The organism is Paenibacillus sp. AGC31 (assembly GCF_057334655.1).
On sequence record NZ_JBHFJH010000049.1, the window covers coordinates 46,010 to 61,238 of the forward strand.

At 44.9% G+C, this 15,229-nt stretch carries 13 protein-coding genes; 6 read left to right on the forward strand and 7 right to left on the reverse strand.

Features of this window, described 5'->3' with window-relative positions; all coding sequences use genetic code 11:
* Window positions 1-12: 12 nt before the first annotated feature.
* The 4 genes from ACE04G_RS28795 to rpiA form a co-directional block, all read right to left on the reverse strand.
* A complete protein-coding gene (locus ACE04G_RS28795; protein ID WP_339307855.1) occupies window positions 13-1,101 on the reverse strand; it encodes a cobalamin B12-binding domain-containing protein in 1,089 nt (362 codons plus the stop codon).
* A 285-nt stretch (window positions 1,102-1,386) separates the two neighbouring features.
* Window positions 1,387-1,848: a MarR family winged helix-turn-helix transcriptional regulator gene (locus ACE04G_RS28800; RefSeq protein WP_017689273.1), complete on the reverse strand. Its 462-nt coding sequence runs from the start codon at window positions 1,846-1,848 to the stop codon at window positions 1,387-1,389.
* Window positions 1,849-1,863: 15 nt separating this feature from the next.
* A complete protein-coding gene (locus tag ACE04G_RS28805; RefSeq protein WP_486095334.1) occupies window positions 1,864-2,463 on the reverse strand; it encodes a GNAT family N-acetyltransferase in 600 nt (199 codons plus the stop codon).
* A 25-nt stretch (window positions 2,464-2,488) separates the two neighbouring features.
* Entirely contained in the window at window positions 2,489-3,160 is a 672-nt protein-coding gene (gene rpiA, locus ACE04G_RS28810) for a ribose-5-phosphate isomerase RpiA (protein ID WP_047842431.1), read from the reverse strand.
* Between the two features lie 510 nt (window positions 3,161-3,670).
* On the opposite strand from rpiA, the gene ACE04G_RS28815 reads away from it, so the two are divergent.
* Both ACE04G_RS28815 and ACE04G_RS28820 read left to right on the forward strand, forming a co-directional pair.
* Window positions 3,671-5,413: a methyl-accepting chemotaxis protein gene (locus ACE04G_RS28815; protein ID WP_339301755.1), complete on the forward strand. Its 1,743-nt coding sequence runs from the start codon at window positions 3,671-3,673 to the stop codon at window positions 5,411-5,413.
* Window positions 5,414-5,459: 46 nt separating this feature from the next.
* Window positions 5,460-9,167, forward strand: a complete 3,708-nt coding sequence (locus tag ACE04G_RS28820; RefSeq protein WP_339307851.1) for a non-ribosomal peptide synthetase family protein — start codon at window positions 5,460-5,462, stop codon at window positions 9,165-9,167.
* 115 nt (window positions 9,168-9,282) lie between these two features.
* Here ACE04G_RS28820 and ACE04G_RS28825 read toward each other — a convergent pair whose 3' ends face one another.
* Together ACE04G_RS28825 and ACE04G_RS28830 are read right to left on the reverse strand one after the other, a co-directional pair.
* On the reverse strand, window positions 9,283-9,903 hold the full coding sequence (locus ACE04G_RS28825) for a TraX family protein (protein ID WP_237176010.1): 621 nt from the start codon (window positions 9,901-9,903) through the stop codon (window positions 9,283-9,285).
* A 77-nt stretch (window positions 9,904-9,980) separates the two neighbouring features.
* Window positions 9,981-10,439: a GNAT family N-acetyltransferase gene (locus ACE04G_RS28830; RefSeq protein ID WP_260632960.1), complete on the reverse strand. Its 459-nt coding sequence runs from the start codon at window positions 10,437-10,439 to the stop codon at window positions 9,981-9,983.
* Between the two features lie 243 nt (window positions 10,440-10,682).
* On the opposite strand from ACE04G_RS28830, the gene ACE04G_RS28835 reads away from it, so the two are divergent.
* From ACE04G_RS28835 to ACE04G_RS28850, 4 genes are read left to right on the forward strand one after another with little or no spacing between them, the layout of a single operon-like run.
* Entirely contained in the window at window positions 10,683-12,128 is a 1,446-nt protein-coding gene (locus ACE04G_RS28835) for a spore germination protein (protein ID WP_221824268.1), read from the forward strand.
* A gap of 26 nt (window positions 12,129-12,154) precedes the next feature.
* Entirely contained in the window at window positions 12,155-13,273 is a 1,119-nt protein-coding gene (locus ACE04G_RS28840; RefSeq protein ID WP_221824270.1) for a Ger(x)C family spore germination protein, read from the forward strand.
* Window positions 13,274-13,309: 36 nt separating this feature from the next.
* Window positions 13,310-13,525, forward strand: a complete 216-nt coding sequence (locus ACE04G_RS28845; protein WP_221824272.1) for a hypothetical protein — start codon at window positions 13,310-13,312, stop codon at window positions 13,523-13,525.
* Between the two features lie 2 nt (window positions 13,526-13,527).
* A complete protein-coding gene (locus ACE04G_RS28850) occupies window positions 13,528-14,646 on the forward strand; it encodes a GerAB/ArcD/ProY family transporter (protein ID WP_339183945.1) in 1,119 nt (372 codons plus the stop codon).
* A gap of 4 nt (window positions 14,647-14,650) precedes the next feature.
* On the opposite strand, the gene ACE04G_RS28855 is transcribed toward ACE04G_RS28850, so the two are convergent.
* Window positions 14,651-15,124, reverse strand: coding sequence for an RbsD/FucU family protein (locus tag ACE04G_RS28855; RefSeq protein ID WP_221824276.1), 474 nt, complete (start codon window positions 15,122-15,124; stop codon window positions 14,651-14,653).
* Window positions 15,125-15,229: the final 105 nt, after the last annotated feature.

The window sequence follows — 15,229 nt, forward strand, 5'->3', positions numbered from 1 at the left end:
ATCATCCCTCTCCTAATCCCTAACCATATCAAGATGATTACATGCAGCTGGCTGAGCCAGTAATTGTTCTGCAACCGCTACCGCTTCATCGGCTCCTGGAGCATAACCGTCAGCTCCTATCGTTTTCCACAACTCCTGATCAATATTGAAGGGATATCCCCCAACCATAATCTTCACATGTGCCGTTGCCGGATGATGACGGATCAGATGAATCAACTCTTTGGCCAGATGAAGGTGATACGTCATCGTAACTGAAATCGCAACAACATCGCCCTGATGCCGCACTATAGCCTCTATTACACTTCCATTGGGAACATTGGCTCCCAGATAGTGCGTATCCCAACCTTCCATCTCGAACACATCTGTGAGCATACGCAGTCCGATCTCATGTTGTTCACTGCCTACACAGGTAGCCACTAGTTTTTTATCCTGACCTGTATGAATCAACCAGCGGGAATAAAGACGTGAAATGAATGACTGGGTCGCTGCCGTACAAAAGTGTTCTTGCCCCACACTGATACGATGGCATTGCCACAATCGTCCAATTTCATATTGGGTGGGCTGAAAGATATATCGATAAATATCACGAATCGTCACCCCAGCTTCTAACTGGGCTTCAATGATCTCGAAGGCTTCTGTCCGTTTATTCTCCAGCAAACACTGTAAGTACGATTGCGCGGCATCTGCATATGGCATGGATTCGTTGATGTAACCCGCCTGTGACTCCATGTGTGTTGCTCTATATATTCCCATCTCCAGATACTCGAGCAGAAGTGCCTTTGACGGATGGTCAAATTCTTCTTCCAATGTCTCTTTGATCAGATTGAGATTAATAATAAGGTCTTCTGGTGATACCTTATAACCCTCAAGTAGAACTTTCAGCCAGGCAATATAATGAGTAAACAGACCTGGACTCTGTACGAGCGCACTTTCTGCCAAATAGTTCAAGCTATACTCCGAATCCTGTTTGGTTCGCATTTTTCCATTCTCGCCAAATCGCTCAAGTAAATCAGGCTGTCTGAGATACTGTTTCTCCGTTATTTTATCAGCTAAGTTTGCAGATTCTTGGAGCAATCGTTCTCCTGCTTCTTGATGACTCATAGATGCCCCCCTCCTCATACCCGCATCACACTCAATCTTCATTTGTGGCTAATCCAGAATGAGATCAATGTTAGCTAACTTGCAATCGGGATAGGTTCTTCTACTTATTCCAATCCATCCATTCCGCTCTTAATTGTTCTGTTCCATTATACATGAACTTTCGATAATCATTTTTTACACACGATGGATGTATAGAACAATCTTCCTATATTATGGAGAGCCTTGCAAGTCAGTCAGCCAGTATATGCCTGTACTTTTCGAGTTCCACAAAAAAACTGACCTGCGTTATGAACGCAAGTCAGTTTTCCCTTCTGCAGCCAGTCCCAGCTTCTTCAACATCTTAATCGCATCCACTTTCTCAGAAGGATCAAGTCCTTCCAAAGCATCAATGATGACCTGATGATGTTGAGGAAATATCTGTGTGAACAATTCTCTTCCTTCCTCGGTTAACTCAGCGTAAATGACACGCCGATCTTCCTTGGATGGTCGACGAAACAGCAGATTTTTATTTTGCAACTTATCTACAACGTACGTAATATTACCACTGGACATCAAAACCTTTTCACCAATCTTTTGCAATGCCTGCGGTCCCTTATGATATAACAAATCAAGCACACCAAATTCTGTCGTATTCAGTCCGTGACTCTGGATGTCCCGATTGGAACGTGAGGTCACAGAATTGTAGGCCCGAACAAGAACCACGAATAATTGTAAAGACAGTTCCCGGTTGTCCTCCGTGTTCAGCATTTCAATAATCCTCCATCAGTTGTTTACATTTCGGCTCGTATGGGGGGCCAGCTTCTGCTCCCACTCCTCACGGAGCATCCCCATACGAATTGAATCATAGTACTGCCCACGAACGATACGACACTTCCGCATTCGCCCCTCCACCTGAAATCCGGCTTTCACAGCCGCACGCATCATTCGTTCATTACCAGACCAAGTAGTCAATCCAACCCGAACCAAAGGCAGCTGTTCGAACAAATGACTTGACCACATGACAAGTGAACGTGTGCCAACCCCACGTCCCCACTGAACAGATCTGTATATTACAATCCCCATTTCCAGCCACATGGATAACTCATCTTCTATGTAATAGCTGATTGTACCCACAATTTGTCTGTCGGATTCAATGATACGGATTGATACGGGTTTGGAATCGCCTGGATCTACGTCCATACGTTTGAGCATACCTTGTTCAAAACTTTCATAACTTTCGTGTTTAAGTGGGTAATAGGGTGCATCCCATTGCTTCCATTCAGGTACGTCATCACTGTAGATCAATTCATAGAGTTCTTTCAGATCCTGTTTCTCCACACACCTGAGTACAAGTTCACCATCAACGATTGGCAGTTCTTTCATACGATGAAAAGCACCCTCTTCCATATTAAGAACGATGAAGCTCTTCGATACTTCCGTCCGCATTGGCAAGAATGACTGTACTAGCCATATCCACAAATAGTCCGTTATCAACAACACCTGGTAACATGTTCAATTGAACATTAAGATCCGCAGCGTGATCAATCGCCTCCAAGTGGCAATCTGCTATCAGGTTTCCGTTGTCTGTCAGATAACGTTGCTGTCCATCCATCCGCCACTGTGGTTGACACCCCAATTTTTCGAGCGCCTGGAAGGTCCACTCAGAAGCAAATGGAACCACCTCAACTGGAAGCGGGAATTTCCCCAACTTTTGCACAGCTTTGCTGCCATCCGCCACAATAATCAATTTGTCACTATTGGCTGCCACGATTTTCTCACGCAAAAGAGCCCCGCCCCCCCCTTTAATCAGGTTAAATTCGGGATCTACTTCATCAGCGCCATCAATGGTCAGATCCAGACGCCCAATCTGGTCAAATGGTACGATGGGAATCCCCCATTCACGGGCAAGTTTGTCCGAAGCCTCTGAAGTGGCAACCGCTTGAATGTTCAATCCATCGCGTACCCGCTCACCGATTCGGCAGATGGCATAATAAGCTGTTGAACCTGTACCCAATCCAACCTTCATTCCATCCTCAACATATTCTGCCGCACGCTCTGCTGCTATCTGTTTAAGATTCATCTATAAACCCCCGCTGCTCATAATTTGAGAAATGCATATGTAGTTATTATAGATAAAACCGCTTCCGATGTATATCCGTGCCTTCTGTTGCATCTTTGCCAACATATTTTTGTTTGGTTGAAGGATGTATTTTTACCCACCATGTTATAGAATACAGAATGAAGCTAAAAAATGGGAAATTTTAAAATAAACAGTTCTAAATACCTATAAACCATCTGATATGTCCATAAATACGTAAAATATTAAAAAAATTTTAACGATACTATTCAATTTAACGACATTTTATACGACATATTAATTATAGATGTGTTTTAATAATTAGACACCTATGGTTCATACGGTACATAAGTCTCTACGAAAGCGACTGATAAACCAAGACCATGGTCGCATAAATTTCCTTTGGAGGGGATCACGGAATGATCTAGTTCACTGTACCAATGCAAACCTAAAGTTTCTTAATTTAAAGAAGATCAGGAGTGGAATTTAGTGAAATCATTAAGTTGGAAAAGCATGTCGTTTTTCTCCAAAAATTTGTTACTCTCATTTACTAATATCGTTATCATCGGGGTAGCACTTATCGCAAGCAGTTACTATTTTCAAAAAACAGTTCTTGTTGATCAACTGCATGGACAGGTGGAGCAAATTACCAAGAAGTGGGCTGAAGATATCAATCCTGCCGAGGTACAAGCTGCTATTACGGAAGGTAGCTATGATGGAGCAACACAAACGAAATTACGAGCGTATTTCGATGAAATGCAAGAATATTATCCTAACATTGCACAAGCCTACATCTTCGGTGTTGAGCTCGGTGGCGATAACAAGAGATTAACTTCCCTTGTAGCGATGCCGACCAACCTAAGAGAGGCTTTTCAAAGTGAGAACGTAAATATTGGTGACATGTATGAGCAGCCAGTCGTTGTAGCCAATGCACTGAAAGAAATGCTTAATACGGATCGCCCAACATTCACAACATTTTATTCTGATGATTTCGGTACATGGACAACCATTGCATATCCTATCAAAGACAGCAACGGTAAGATTTTCTCATATTTTGCCGTTGATGCAGATGCATCAGCCGTACCCGCGGGACTGAACTCCTTGCTCAAAAACGGAATTATCATCCTTGTGGCCTTCTTGCTGTTATTCCTGATTATCCAATACCTTGTAGTTAAAAACACACTTTCCCCTATCCGTCACTTGATCAAAGGAATTGATGACGTCAGTCGGGGTAATTTGAATGTCAACATTCCGACAGGCAAAGACGATCTGGGACTCGTTAACGAGAAGTTCAACACCATGGTTCGCAAAATCAACGATACGATCGTAAAAGTGCAAATCACATCTCAAGAAGTAAATCAGTCTGCCAAAGAGCTATATGAAGTTTCCGAGCGCAACAGTGAGAATGCAGATTCTATTAATAATAATGTGACTCAAATTACTTCCAACATTCGTTCACAGGAACAGGCAACCCGGGATAGTGCACGTGCCATGTCCGAGATGGCTACCGTAATCCAGACGATTGCCAGCAGCTCGGCAAGTGTAGCGGATGAAGCCTATGAGATGGAACGTCGTTCGCAACAAGGTAACAGCGTTGTCCGTCAGGTATCTGAACAGATGAATCTGATTACGGAATCGGTTAAGAATACCGCTTCTGCCATTGAGGTTCTGGAGAGTCGTTCACAGGAAATCGGCGATATTCTCAATATTATCTCGGGAATCTCCAGCCAGACCAACTTGCTTGCTCTTAATGCATCCATTGAAGCAGCTCGTGTTGGTGAAGAAGGAAGAGGATTTGCAGTTGTTGCAGGTGAAGTACGCAAACTTGCCGAGCAGTCTGAACAAGCAACCAGCCAGGTTGGCGTGTTGATCCAAGAGATTCAAGCTGGAATTAAACAGGCTGTACGTGCTATGGAACAAGGTACTTCAGAAGTAGATACAGGGCTCAGCGTAGCCGATCAAACAGGACAACTGTTCGAAGATATTTTAGAAGCAGCGAAAAAGGTATCTAATCAGATTCAGGAAGTATCAAGCGCGACGGAAGAAATCTCTGCGAGTACGGAGGAAATGACCGCTACAGCAGACGACTTGTCTTCAAGCGTAAGTAAGACAGCAAACAGCAGTGAACAGATTTCCTCATCTGTTGATGAGCAAAAAGCATCTTTGATTACACTGGTAGACTCCTCCACACGTCTTAACAGCATGTCTGAGGAACTCCAAGAATTGATCTCTCATTTCAATGTAAGCAAACAATAATTCAAATCCAAAAACATTCGGTTTGAACCAAGGAGGAATAACTGAAGTGATTGAAAACCAAGCATCTTCTTCCCATTCCACGGAATCTAGCTTGCCAGTTCTGCAGATTCCACTGGATTTTGGGCGACGTCAACAATCATTCTCTTATCAGTCTGCTCAAATCACATTACATGCTTCTCTGAGCCGTGAACTTAAACAGAAGTATGGAGAACAGATGGTGTACCCGGTACTCCTCTCAGCTTATGCAGCCTTGTTATTCCGATTGTCAGCTGAACAGGAACTTGCCATAGGTATACTTTCCCCAGATCAGGCAGCTTCCTATCTTTCATTACAGATTCAGGGAAAATTGACCTTCAGCCAACTATGTCATGAGGTGTCAGAGCAGCTCAAGATTGAATACACGTTGCAAAACGGTGGATACCCTGAAACGTTTTTTATGCTGAATAGTGTGCAGTTGCCTCAAGCTCCTCAAATATTAAACTGGAACGTTCGAGATGATCAGAACATGCTCATTCTCGATCTGTTCTATGATAGTTCACTGTTGAAAGAGTCTACCGTGCTGAGATATGCAGAATATTATCAGACTCTTCTACTCGCCCTAGTGCGTGACGGTGAAAAAGCAATCGGTACGGTAGATATTCTTTCCGCCTCAGATCGATTGCTTTACCGTGAAATGAACGATACTTCTGTTCTCGAACCAGAGAACCAAACGGTTCATGGCTGGTTCGAAGCAACGGCAGCGGCATATCCGGATTCACCGGCGATAACATCGCCATCCAAAAGTTATACGTACAGGGAATTGAATGAACGAGCTAATCAGGTTGCACGTGTTCTGTTATCCAATGGATTGCAGAAAGGTGAATTCGTCAGTATCTTTATGGATCGAAGTCTGGAGACCATCATCTCTCTGCTTGGTATTCTGAAAGCAGGTGGTGCATATGTTCCGATCGACCCTGAGCATCCACAAGAACGTAACAGTTATATCGTGGAAGATACGGCGTCCTCATTCGTGCTGACAACGGAGGCTTCTTATGCCCAAGCTTCCAGCTTGTTCTCCAGTATAGCTACGGTCCGTCAGATTCTCGCTGTGGATGGTCGTTTAGCCGGATTTGCTGCAAGTAATCCCAATCTGGATATTCAGCCAGATGATCTTGCGTATATTATCTATACGTCAGGGTCGACCGGTAAACCCAAAGGTGCACTGATTGCCCACCGGGGTGTAACCAATCTTGGCAGTGTGGTTCAGCGTGATTGTGACATTCAACCAGGTGATGTATTAACCCAGTTTGCCACATACAGCTTTGATGCATCCGTGTGGGATACCATTGGCGCCTTGTTCTATGGAGCAGAATTATATCTATTGTCTGCGGAAGAACGTGTATCCGTTGAAGAGTTCGCAAGTGCAATTGAACGGACAGGAACAACCATCATTACGATACTGCCTACGATTTTCTTCAATCAGCTTGCTTCCTACTTATCCGATGAAGGTTTCCACAAGCTGGCCAAAGTCAGAATCATTACTGTAGCCGGAGAAGCGTTATATGGTGAACAAGTTCGTGCCTTCCAGCGTAAATTTGGAAACCAGATTGATATTGTTAATGTGTACGGACCTACCGAATGTACAGTAGCCACAACTACTCACCGCATCAGTGAGCAGGTTCCCGAACATGTGGTGAACATCCCTATCGGTAAACCGATTCATAACTATAAAGTATACATTGTAAATGAAGAACAACAGCTCTGTCCCGCAGGTGTACCTGGTGAGGTATATATTTCTACCCCTGCACTGGCCAAAGGTTATCTGAATCAGCCAGAACGTACAGAGCAAGCATTCATTGAGAACCCGTTTGCCATAGGTGAGAAAATCTACAAATCTGGCGATATTGCCAAATTGCTGGATTCCGGGTTGCTTGAATATGTTGGTCGCAGTGACTCACAGCTAAAAATTCGTGGTCACCGGATTGAGATTGGGGAGATTGAAGATCACTTTGCACGGCTTGATCAGATCCAGAACGTTGCCGTCATTCCGAAGAAAGAATCCGACGGACAAAATATGCTGGTTGGTTACTTTACATCGAAAGATGGCAGTACGCTCTCTGTTTCGGACATCAAGGCAGAACTGACGGAGAAACTTCCTTCTTATTTTGTACCGAAGTGGATCTGTCAGCTGGATGAAATGCCGATTGCACCGACTGGAAAAATCAATCGCAAAGCGATGGTATCCCTGCCTCATGTGGAACGACATGAAGATCGTCCTGACCGAGTCATGCCTGAGACGGAGACGGAATCCATTATCCTGGACGCATGGAAAGAAATCCTTCAGCATGATGACTTCGGTGTCGAAGACAGCTTCTTCAATATTGGTGGGGATTCACTCCGGGTCATTCATGTACTGGTCATTCTGAAGCCACATTATCCGCAACTGAAAATTGCCGATTTCTTTGCCGAGAAAACAGTCCGCGCTCTCGCTCGTCGTGTGGAAGTATTGTCTCTCAGTGCAGCAGAAGTTACGGATTCAGTGGTGACCGATGGTATGATTACACAATTATCCGAACACCCTGTGGAGCTAACATCCCAGTTGGGGTATCCGCTCATTCGTGAACCTGAGCATGTGTTACTGACCGGAGCAACTGGTTATCTGGGCTCTCATGTGCTGCAACAGTTAATTCTGAATTCCAGTACACGAATCTACACCCTTGTTCGTCGACCATCCAATGGAATAACTGCAATGGAACGTTTGACTAACGTACTGGAAGGTTATTTCGGCAAACAACTGACTGACCAGCTCTCCACTCGTGTGGAGATTATTGAAGGGGATCTCGAACAACCTAATCTTGGTCTGTCCGCTGAACAAACGGCTTATGTACAGGATCGAATTGACCGTGTCATCCACTGCGCTGCAGACGTACGTCATTTCGGAGATGCCGACCAGTTCGCCAAAACAAACGTGGAAGGAACGGTCGCATTGTTAGACTTGATTCGCAGCAAACCAGGTGCTTCCTTCCACCATGTATCCACGATGGGTATTCCGGAAGATCTGGCACTCAGCGGACAATGGGAATCTTCCCTGCAATATGATCGGTTCCCGGCTGACTTGCATGTGGACAACCTGTATTCGGACAGCAAGCTTGAAGCCGAGAAAGTGCTCATGATTGCCGCTGAGCAAGGTGTACCTGTCAGCATCTATCGTGCAGGTAACCTCACTTGCCACTCTGAGACTGGACGCTTCCAGTCCAATATTGATAGCAACGCCTTCTATCGTATGATCAAAGCGATGTTATTGCTCGGTAAGGCTCCTGCAGCTGACTGGATGGTTGATTTTACACCGATTAACTATGCAAGTGAAGCGATCGTTCATCTGGCCTTACGTCAGGATACCGCCGGTCGTGTATTCCACATCTGTAATCCGGAGCCTATCCGCTATGATGAGCTGATCCGTTCTGTGAATCGGGCTGGTTACGAAGTCGAGACGCTACCATTCGCGGATTACACACGCTGGTTGTTCGATGCGAGCATCAGCAAGGAGCCGGAAGCTCTTCAGTTGGCTATTGCACAGCTTGAAGGCGACGGTGCGAAGGATTCAGCATATGTCTATGCTTGCCCTGTCACAACGGCTTATGTGGAGCCTGCCGGAATCTCATGTGCGAGAACAGATGATCGCTTCATCTCCGCCATGTTGGACTACGCCGTTCAGATTGGATATTTCCCGTCTGCAATCCGGCACCATAACGGCACTTCTACAGCGATGGAGTAAGTTTCACTTAATCATTAGCATTAATTAATAAATAAGGTCATACGAAGAGAAGCCATCTATCGTCATTCACTGACGATAAGATGGCTTCTTTACTTCGCATTTTTGGATCATTCTTTTAGACCCATCGGATAATTGCAATAATGGCGAGATGCGCAGGATAGAAATAGCGCCACACCCAACGTGGACCTTTCATACGGAATCCCGCTTGGTAATACTGAGCAATAGCAATGCCGGCGGTTGCGAGCACACTATACATTTGCACAGAGCTGTTATGCAGCAGAAGATATAGTGCATTTAACAAGACATGTGCCACGACAAGTACAGGACCCTGGAAATAGCGGAATAACAGAACCAATAACAACCCGTACATCCCGTAATCCATTTGGCTAATTTCCATGAACCAACCTGCTCCAATTACAATCGGAATCCCCAATAGTTTGGATGGCAATTTATCAATAACGAATAATACCAACAGGGCTGACCATAATGTCCATACCACGTTCAGAGAATAATGATTAAACGCAGCCATGAACGGCACCTGTGATATGATCGCGATCCAGAACAGCCGCCATATGTATTTTTGCACGTCTCGTGTATGTTTATAACCGATATATACTGCAAATGCATAGATTGGAAAAGCGATACGACCTATGATCCTCAACTCTATAATATGTGGAAAAAAGACAGCCCCTATATGATCAATTAACATCGTGATCATGGCAATCCACTGCATCATTTTGCGACTCCCCTCCCTTGTTCCCGACGACACGAGTCTGCCATTCATTTATATAGTGCGTCTTTTTGAGCAACCTCTTATACATTAAGTTCATAATACATGAATTTGGTATCCTGTGCATATCCTTCGGATTCATATAAAGCTTGGGCTTGCTTGTTATTTAACTCAGTTGACAGTGATATACGAAGAACTCCACGTTCAGATGCCAATTGCTTGGCTGCTTGCAAGAGCTTCCTCGCAATGCCTTGCTGACGATAATTCGGATGCACATATAGATCATTTAGCACCCAGACAGGCCCCATCGATACCGAACTGAAACTGGGATATAGCTGAACAAATCCAGTACAAATTAAGCCATTCGTGAGTGGCTTTTCTGCTACCAAAATCACCGATTCATGGCGTTCCATTCGTTCTCCAATATACTGACGTGCTGCCTGAATGTCAGCATTTTGGTTGTAGAACATCCTGTACTCATTGAACATTTGTCCCACTTCGTTACAATCTGAAAGACCCGCTTGTCTGATTCGATGCTGCATTTCACTCAACTCCTCTGGGATGGAGACCATCGTCTCATCGTTTGTATTTCTTCAATTGTAAAACAGTCCCCTCCCTTTCCCCATTCATCATCTGTATCAATGTTTGTAGTATCCAGAACTTTTCTCTAGAGATACCGAACATTCATCGTTCGGAGTATATTTCAGTCGAAGCGTTGCACACTATAGTATCGCTCATAGCGGACAGGCAACCGAGCCATTCATTGATTTAGGAGGAAGGGATCTATGAAAGAAAGCATTCTGATACAGGTGCAATCACGTCTAATCGGCGTGGCAGATATGATCTATCAGCCTCTTCAGATCGGTCCGCTCCATTGCACTTTGCTCTATATTCAATCTATTGTCGATACACAGATCATGCGTGAAGCTATTGTCAAGCCTTTGCTTGAGGAGGCTGCACGGAACGAGGTCGGTCCCGATTTCATTACGCAAGTCGTGAGCGGAACCTTTTTTTCTCTTGAAAACGAGCACAGGGATTCAGCGGAAACGTTGGTAGATGATATCGTAACCGGTAACGCAGCACTCTATATCGAAGGCATGTCTGGCATGATCATTTTTTCAATTCAATATTATCAGAAGCGCTCCGTACCTGAATCAACAAATGAAGTCGTCGTCGTTGGCCCCCAGGAAGCATTTATCGAAGATATTAATGTAAATATGTCTCTGCTGCGACACAAAATCAAACATTCCGATTTTAAAATGATCAAATTTACCATCGGCAAATATACCAAAACCGAAGTTTTTGTTATTTACATTCAAGGATTATGCAAACCTGAGATTTTGGAAAATGTATTAACCAGTCTGGGTGAGATTGATATGGACAGCAGTCTCGGGGTCAGCTATCTATCAGAGTTTCTGGAAGACCATCCGCTTTCTCCATTTCCACAGTATCAATATACCGAAAGACCAGATACCGTTGCAGCTGCTCTCGTAGAAGGACGAATCGGGGTCATGCAGGATGGAACACCCTTCTCCCTGCTTATTCCAGTCACATTTTTCTCTTTGATGCAGTCGTCCGAGGACTATTATCAGCGGTTCCATTCGGCTTCATTTATCCGAATTATCCGTTTGCTGTTTGCCGTCATTGCTTTCCTGCTGCCCTCCGTATATGTAGCAGTTACTACATTTCATCCCGAGATCATTCCAACCAATCTGCTCATTACAATTGCCTCCGCGAGAGAGAACATTCCTTTTCCGGCATTAATTGAAGCCTTCATTATGGAGATTACCTTCGAAGGATTACGTGAAGCCGGAATACGTATTCCCAAGCCGCTTGGACAGACGGTTTCTATTATTGGCGGTATTGTCATTGGACAAGCTGCTGTACAGGCAGGTATAGTCTCTGCCCCTTTGGTTATTGTGGTGTCCATTACAGGCATTGCAGCCTTTATTATTCCGCATTTCGAGTTAGGTCTGGCCTTCCGACTGCTCCGCTTTCCTGTCCTGTTGATGGGTGGAACACTGGGCCTATTCGGTGTAGTCATTTCTATCTATCTGTTGTACTGGTATATGGTCAGCATGCGTTCATTTGGTGTTCCGTACATGCAGCCTTTTGCCCCACTCGTCCTGCGTGATTTTAAGGATACGTTTATTCGGGTACCTTGGTTCTTGATGAAAAAACGAACCAAAGCCTATGCGACCGATAATGAAAGGAGGCAGGATACATCATAATATTTCGAAAGTCTCCCCTTCCACTTATGGTCGTCATTATTTGTTGTCTGTTATGTACCGGATGCTGGTCGAAAGTCGAGATTAATGAGCGCACCTTTATTACGGCCATGTACGTGGACAAAGCAGATACTCCTGGAGAGATCGAGGTCACCCTTAGCATGCCGCTCCCCAATCGTCTTTCTCCCGAAGGTGGGGGTACAGGCAAAGATCCCTATGCAGCGGTTTCGGCAACTGCACCGACAATTGCCGATGCGATAGAGCGTATCCAGACAGACTTGACACGTAAAATATCCTGGGGACATACGCGAGTGATTGTCTTTGGCCAAGCTTATGCACGTGAGGGGATTGAAGACACGATGGAATGGATTGCACGTCAGCCCCTTTTCCACCTGAGCAGCTACGTAATGGTTGCGAATGGCAGAGCCAAGGACGTTTCTGATCTGACTCCGGTGTTCGAAGAAACGCCGAGTGACGTGCTTCGGGAATTCTCCACCGAGGAAAACCTGCTAAAAACCCAGGTGTTAAGCATATTTACATCCGATAAAATGAATCAGGGATTTGCCTCATCGATGTTAGGCAGCAAACAAACCAACATGGTCAGTGAAGAGGGAGAATCCAAAAAGTGGGTCAGTCAAATCGGTGGCTCCATATTCAGTCAGATGCGGATGGTTGGAACACTCTCACCGGATGAAGCACGCGCTGTTGCCTGGGCAGGACAAAACCTGGATTCGATGACCATTTCGGTTAGAACCAAAAAACAAAAAGCAAGCATGAAGTTATACCGCATGCATTCGGATATACATGTAAAGCTCCAGAATGGTGAACCACATTTTGTAATCAATTTGTCGGGCAAAGCGGAGTTGAATTCGGTCATTCCTGTACTAAAGGCCGAAGATATTGTTGGGATTAAGGACATTGAACAAGCTGCTAATGAAAAAGTGAGTGCTCATCTTACTAAGGCCATTCAAACCGCGAAACACCAAGGCTCCGACATACTCATGCTTGGATATCGGCTCGAATGGAGATATCCGAAGGTATGGAAGAAGCTGCGGCCTACATGGATCGACTATGTAAAGAATGATCTTCAGTTTACTGTCAACACAAATATCAACATTCAGTTTGTTGGCTCGGAGTCAAGCTTCTAGCTTGCACGGGAATGGATTTTTAAGGAGGTTACATACGTGTTAGCCGTTTTAGTATTTGCGGGACTGTATTTACTGGATTGGTCATCTGTAAAAACAAGCAAAAAAACAATCAGACGTGCCTATTTCATACTGCTCGGCCTATTTCTCGTATGGAACACGCTCGCTGTAAGCTGGTCAGCATGGCCTAATCCCAATGATGTAATCCAGTTGGTCTTTGGCTGGGCTGATCACATGATTAAGAAAGGAGATTAACCATGAACCATCTGACTGCGGGGCAGGGTTACCGCTTCATGTTTGTTTACCTGTATTCCGAACCCATTGCCTTTCTTCTGCAACGTTTATTCAAAATGAGTGGCTATCAGGGATGGTTATCCACGATCGGCGGATTTTTAATCAGTCTGATTTTTCTGTTCTTTACATACCGTTTGGGTTCCATTAACCCCGACAAACCCTGGATTTCCTATGGAGAAGATATCGTGGGCAAGGTTGTGCATCGCTTTTATATCGGGTTAATTGTAATGTTGTGTATCTACTTGTTGTCCATTGATGTGGAGAATTTCATTATCTTCCTGCAATCGATGTATCTGCCACAGACTCCGATATGGTTAACATCAACCCTCACTTTGCTGTGCATCTGCCTGACTGCGCGTTCAGGATTGGTTACCATTGTATTTATGTCGGAAGGTATTTTTCTGGTACAGCTTCTCACTTCCGGCTTACTTATTCCGGCGGTTGGGGGTGGGGGCAATCCTGGCATACTGCTTGCGATGGCAACCCATCATGATCTGGGTGAGATCATGATGGGTTCTTTGTCCACCATGCCATGGTTCTCCGAATGGATGTTTTTCCTCTTCCTCGCACCGGTCGTTGCTTTCAGGCGTCCTATGCTGAAAAGCATGTTATTTGCCGGCATCACCGTTGTTATATTCATCGTTGTATTCTGGATATTCATCTTGATGAATTTTGGTCCGTATGTTGCCGCCGGGCTTCGCTATCCTTTACTTGAGATGGTACGCTTTGCGCGATACGGAGATTTTCTGGATAATCTGGACCCTGTTCTGATCGCAATTTGGTCAACAACGATGTTCACTCGCAGCTCATTTCTGTTGTATGTCGCTTCCGTCTGTCTCTCCAAACTCAGCGGGATCAGGCAGCAAAAATCTGTTGTGTATCTAATTGGGGGAACGGCTGCTGCCATTGTCCTTCAATATGCCAGAGATGCCGCCTCTTACGAGTTGGCTATCCGCTCTTACGCTGTACCTTTGTACACGGTACTTATCGAATCCATGCCCATTCTGTACGTTCTGGTATACTGGCTCCGCAATGGCAAAAATAAAAAGGCGACCAGAGCATCCACTGCTCCGTCGCCGTAATTATTCAGTTCGATTCAGCATTCTGCTGTTCCTGACCAGGATCAGCATCGGGGAAAATGACACCTTTCTTCAAAATCAGATTGGCATATTGCGCTCGCTCACCAGTTGCAACAATCACATAGGCATTCGAAGCACGTTTATAAAAATCAAATCGCTCTTCATGATCAAAAGCATCCGTTATTCCTTCATATTCTTCAATCAACCGGCGATAGTCTTCCCATATGATCGGGATCACCTGGTCCCCTTCCACAACCTGCATGACAGCAGCGGGACGCTTAGCATAGGTGTCCAGTGGATATAATTGCAGGATGGCATCCAGCAGTTCAACGACTCCCAGTGCATCACAGCGTACCAGTCGCTTGGCATGACTGGCTGCGGGGAAATTGCCATCCGCCAGAACCAACTCGTCTCCATGGCCCATTTCGGACATGATTTTGAGTAACTCTGGAGGTAATATTGCGGGTATATTCTTTAGCATGCACAGCTCTCCTTGGTCATCTCCAACATTTGTTAGAGCAAATTGGTTTTCTACATTTTTCAAGCACTCTAGACATCGATTCCATAAAAGCGGTTTCATTACTAT

Coding starts and splice junctions, on each gene's coding strand:
- ACE04G_RS28830 (WP_260632960.1), bottom strand. CDS start 10,439: ATGCAGCATCGAATCAGACAAGCGGGTCTTTCAGATTGTAACGAAGTG.
- ACE04G_RS28795 (WP_339307855.1), bottom strand. CDS start 1,101: ATGAGTCATCAAGAAGCAGGAGAACGATTGCTCCAAGAATCTGCAAAC.
- ACE04G_RS28850 (WP_339183945.1), top strand. CDS start 13,528: ATGAACCATCTGACTGCGGGGCAGGGTTACCGCTTCATGTTTGTTTAC.
- rpiA (WP_047842431.1), bottom strand. CDS start 3,160: ATGAATCTTAAACAGATAGCAGCAGAGCGTGCGGCAGAATATGTTGAG.
- ACE04G_RS28825 (WP_237176010.1), bottom strand. CDS start 9,903: ATGATGCAGTGGATTGCCATGATCACGATGTTAATTGATCATATAGGG.
- ACE04G_RS28840 (WP_221824270.1), top strand. CDS start 12,155: ATGGTCGTCATTATTTGTTGTCTGTTATGTACCGGATGCTGGTCGAAA.
- ACE04G_RS28815 (WP_339301755.1), top strand. CDS start 3,671: ATGTCGTTTTTCTCCAAAAATTTGTTACTCTCATTTACTAATATCGTT.
- ACE04G_RS28855 (WP_221824276.1), bottom strand. CDS start 15,124: ATGCTAAAGAATATACCCGCAATATTACCTCCAGAGTTACTCAAAATC.
- ACE04G_RS28835 (WP_221824268.1), top strand. CDS start 10,683: ATGAAAGAAAGCATTCTGATACAGGTGCAATCACGTCTAATCGGCGTG.
- ACE04G_RS28800 (WP_017689273.1), bottom strand. CDS start 1,848: ATGCTGAACACGGAGGACAACCGGGAACTGTCTTTACAATTATTCGTG.
- ACE04G_RS28805 (WP_486095334.1), bottom strand. CDS start 2,463: ATGAAAGAACTGCCAATCGTTGATGGTGAACTTGTACTCAGGTGTGTG.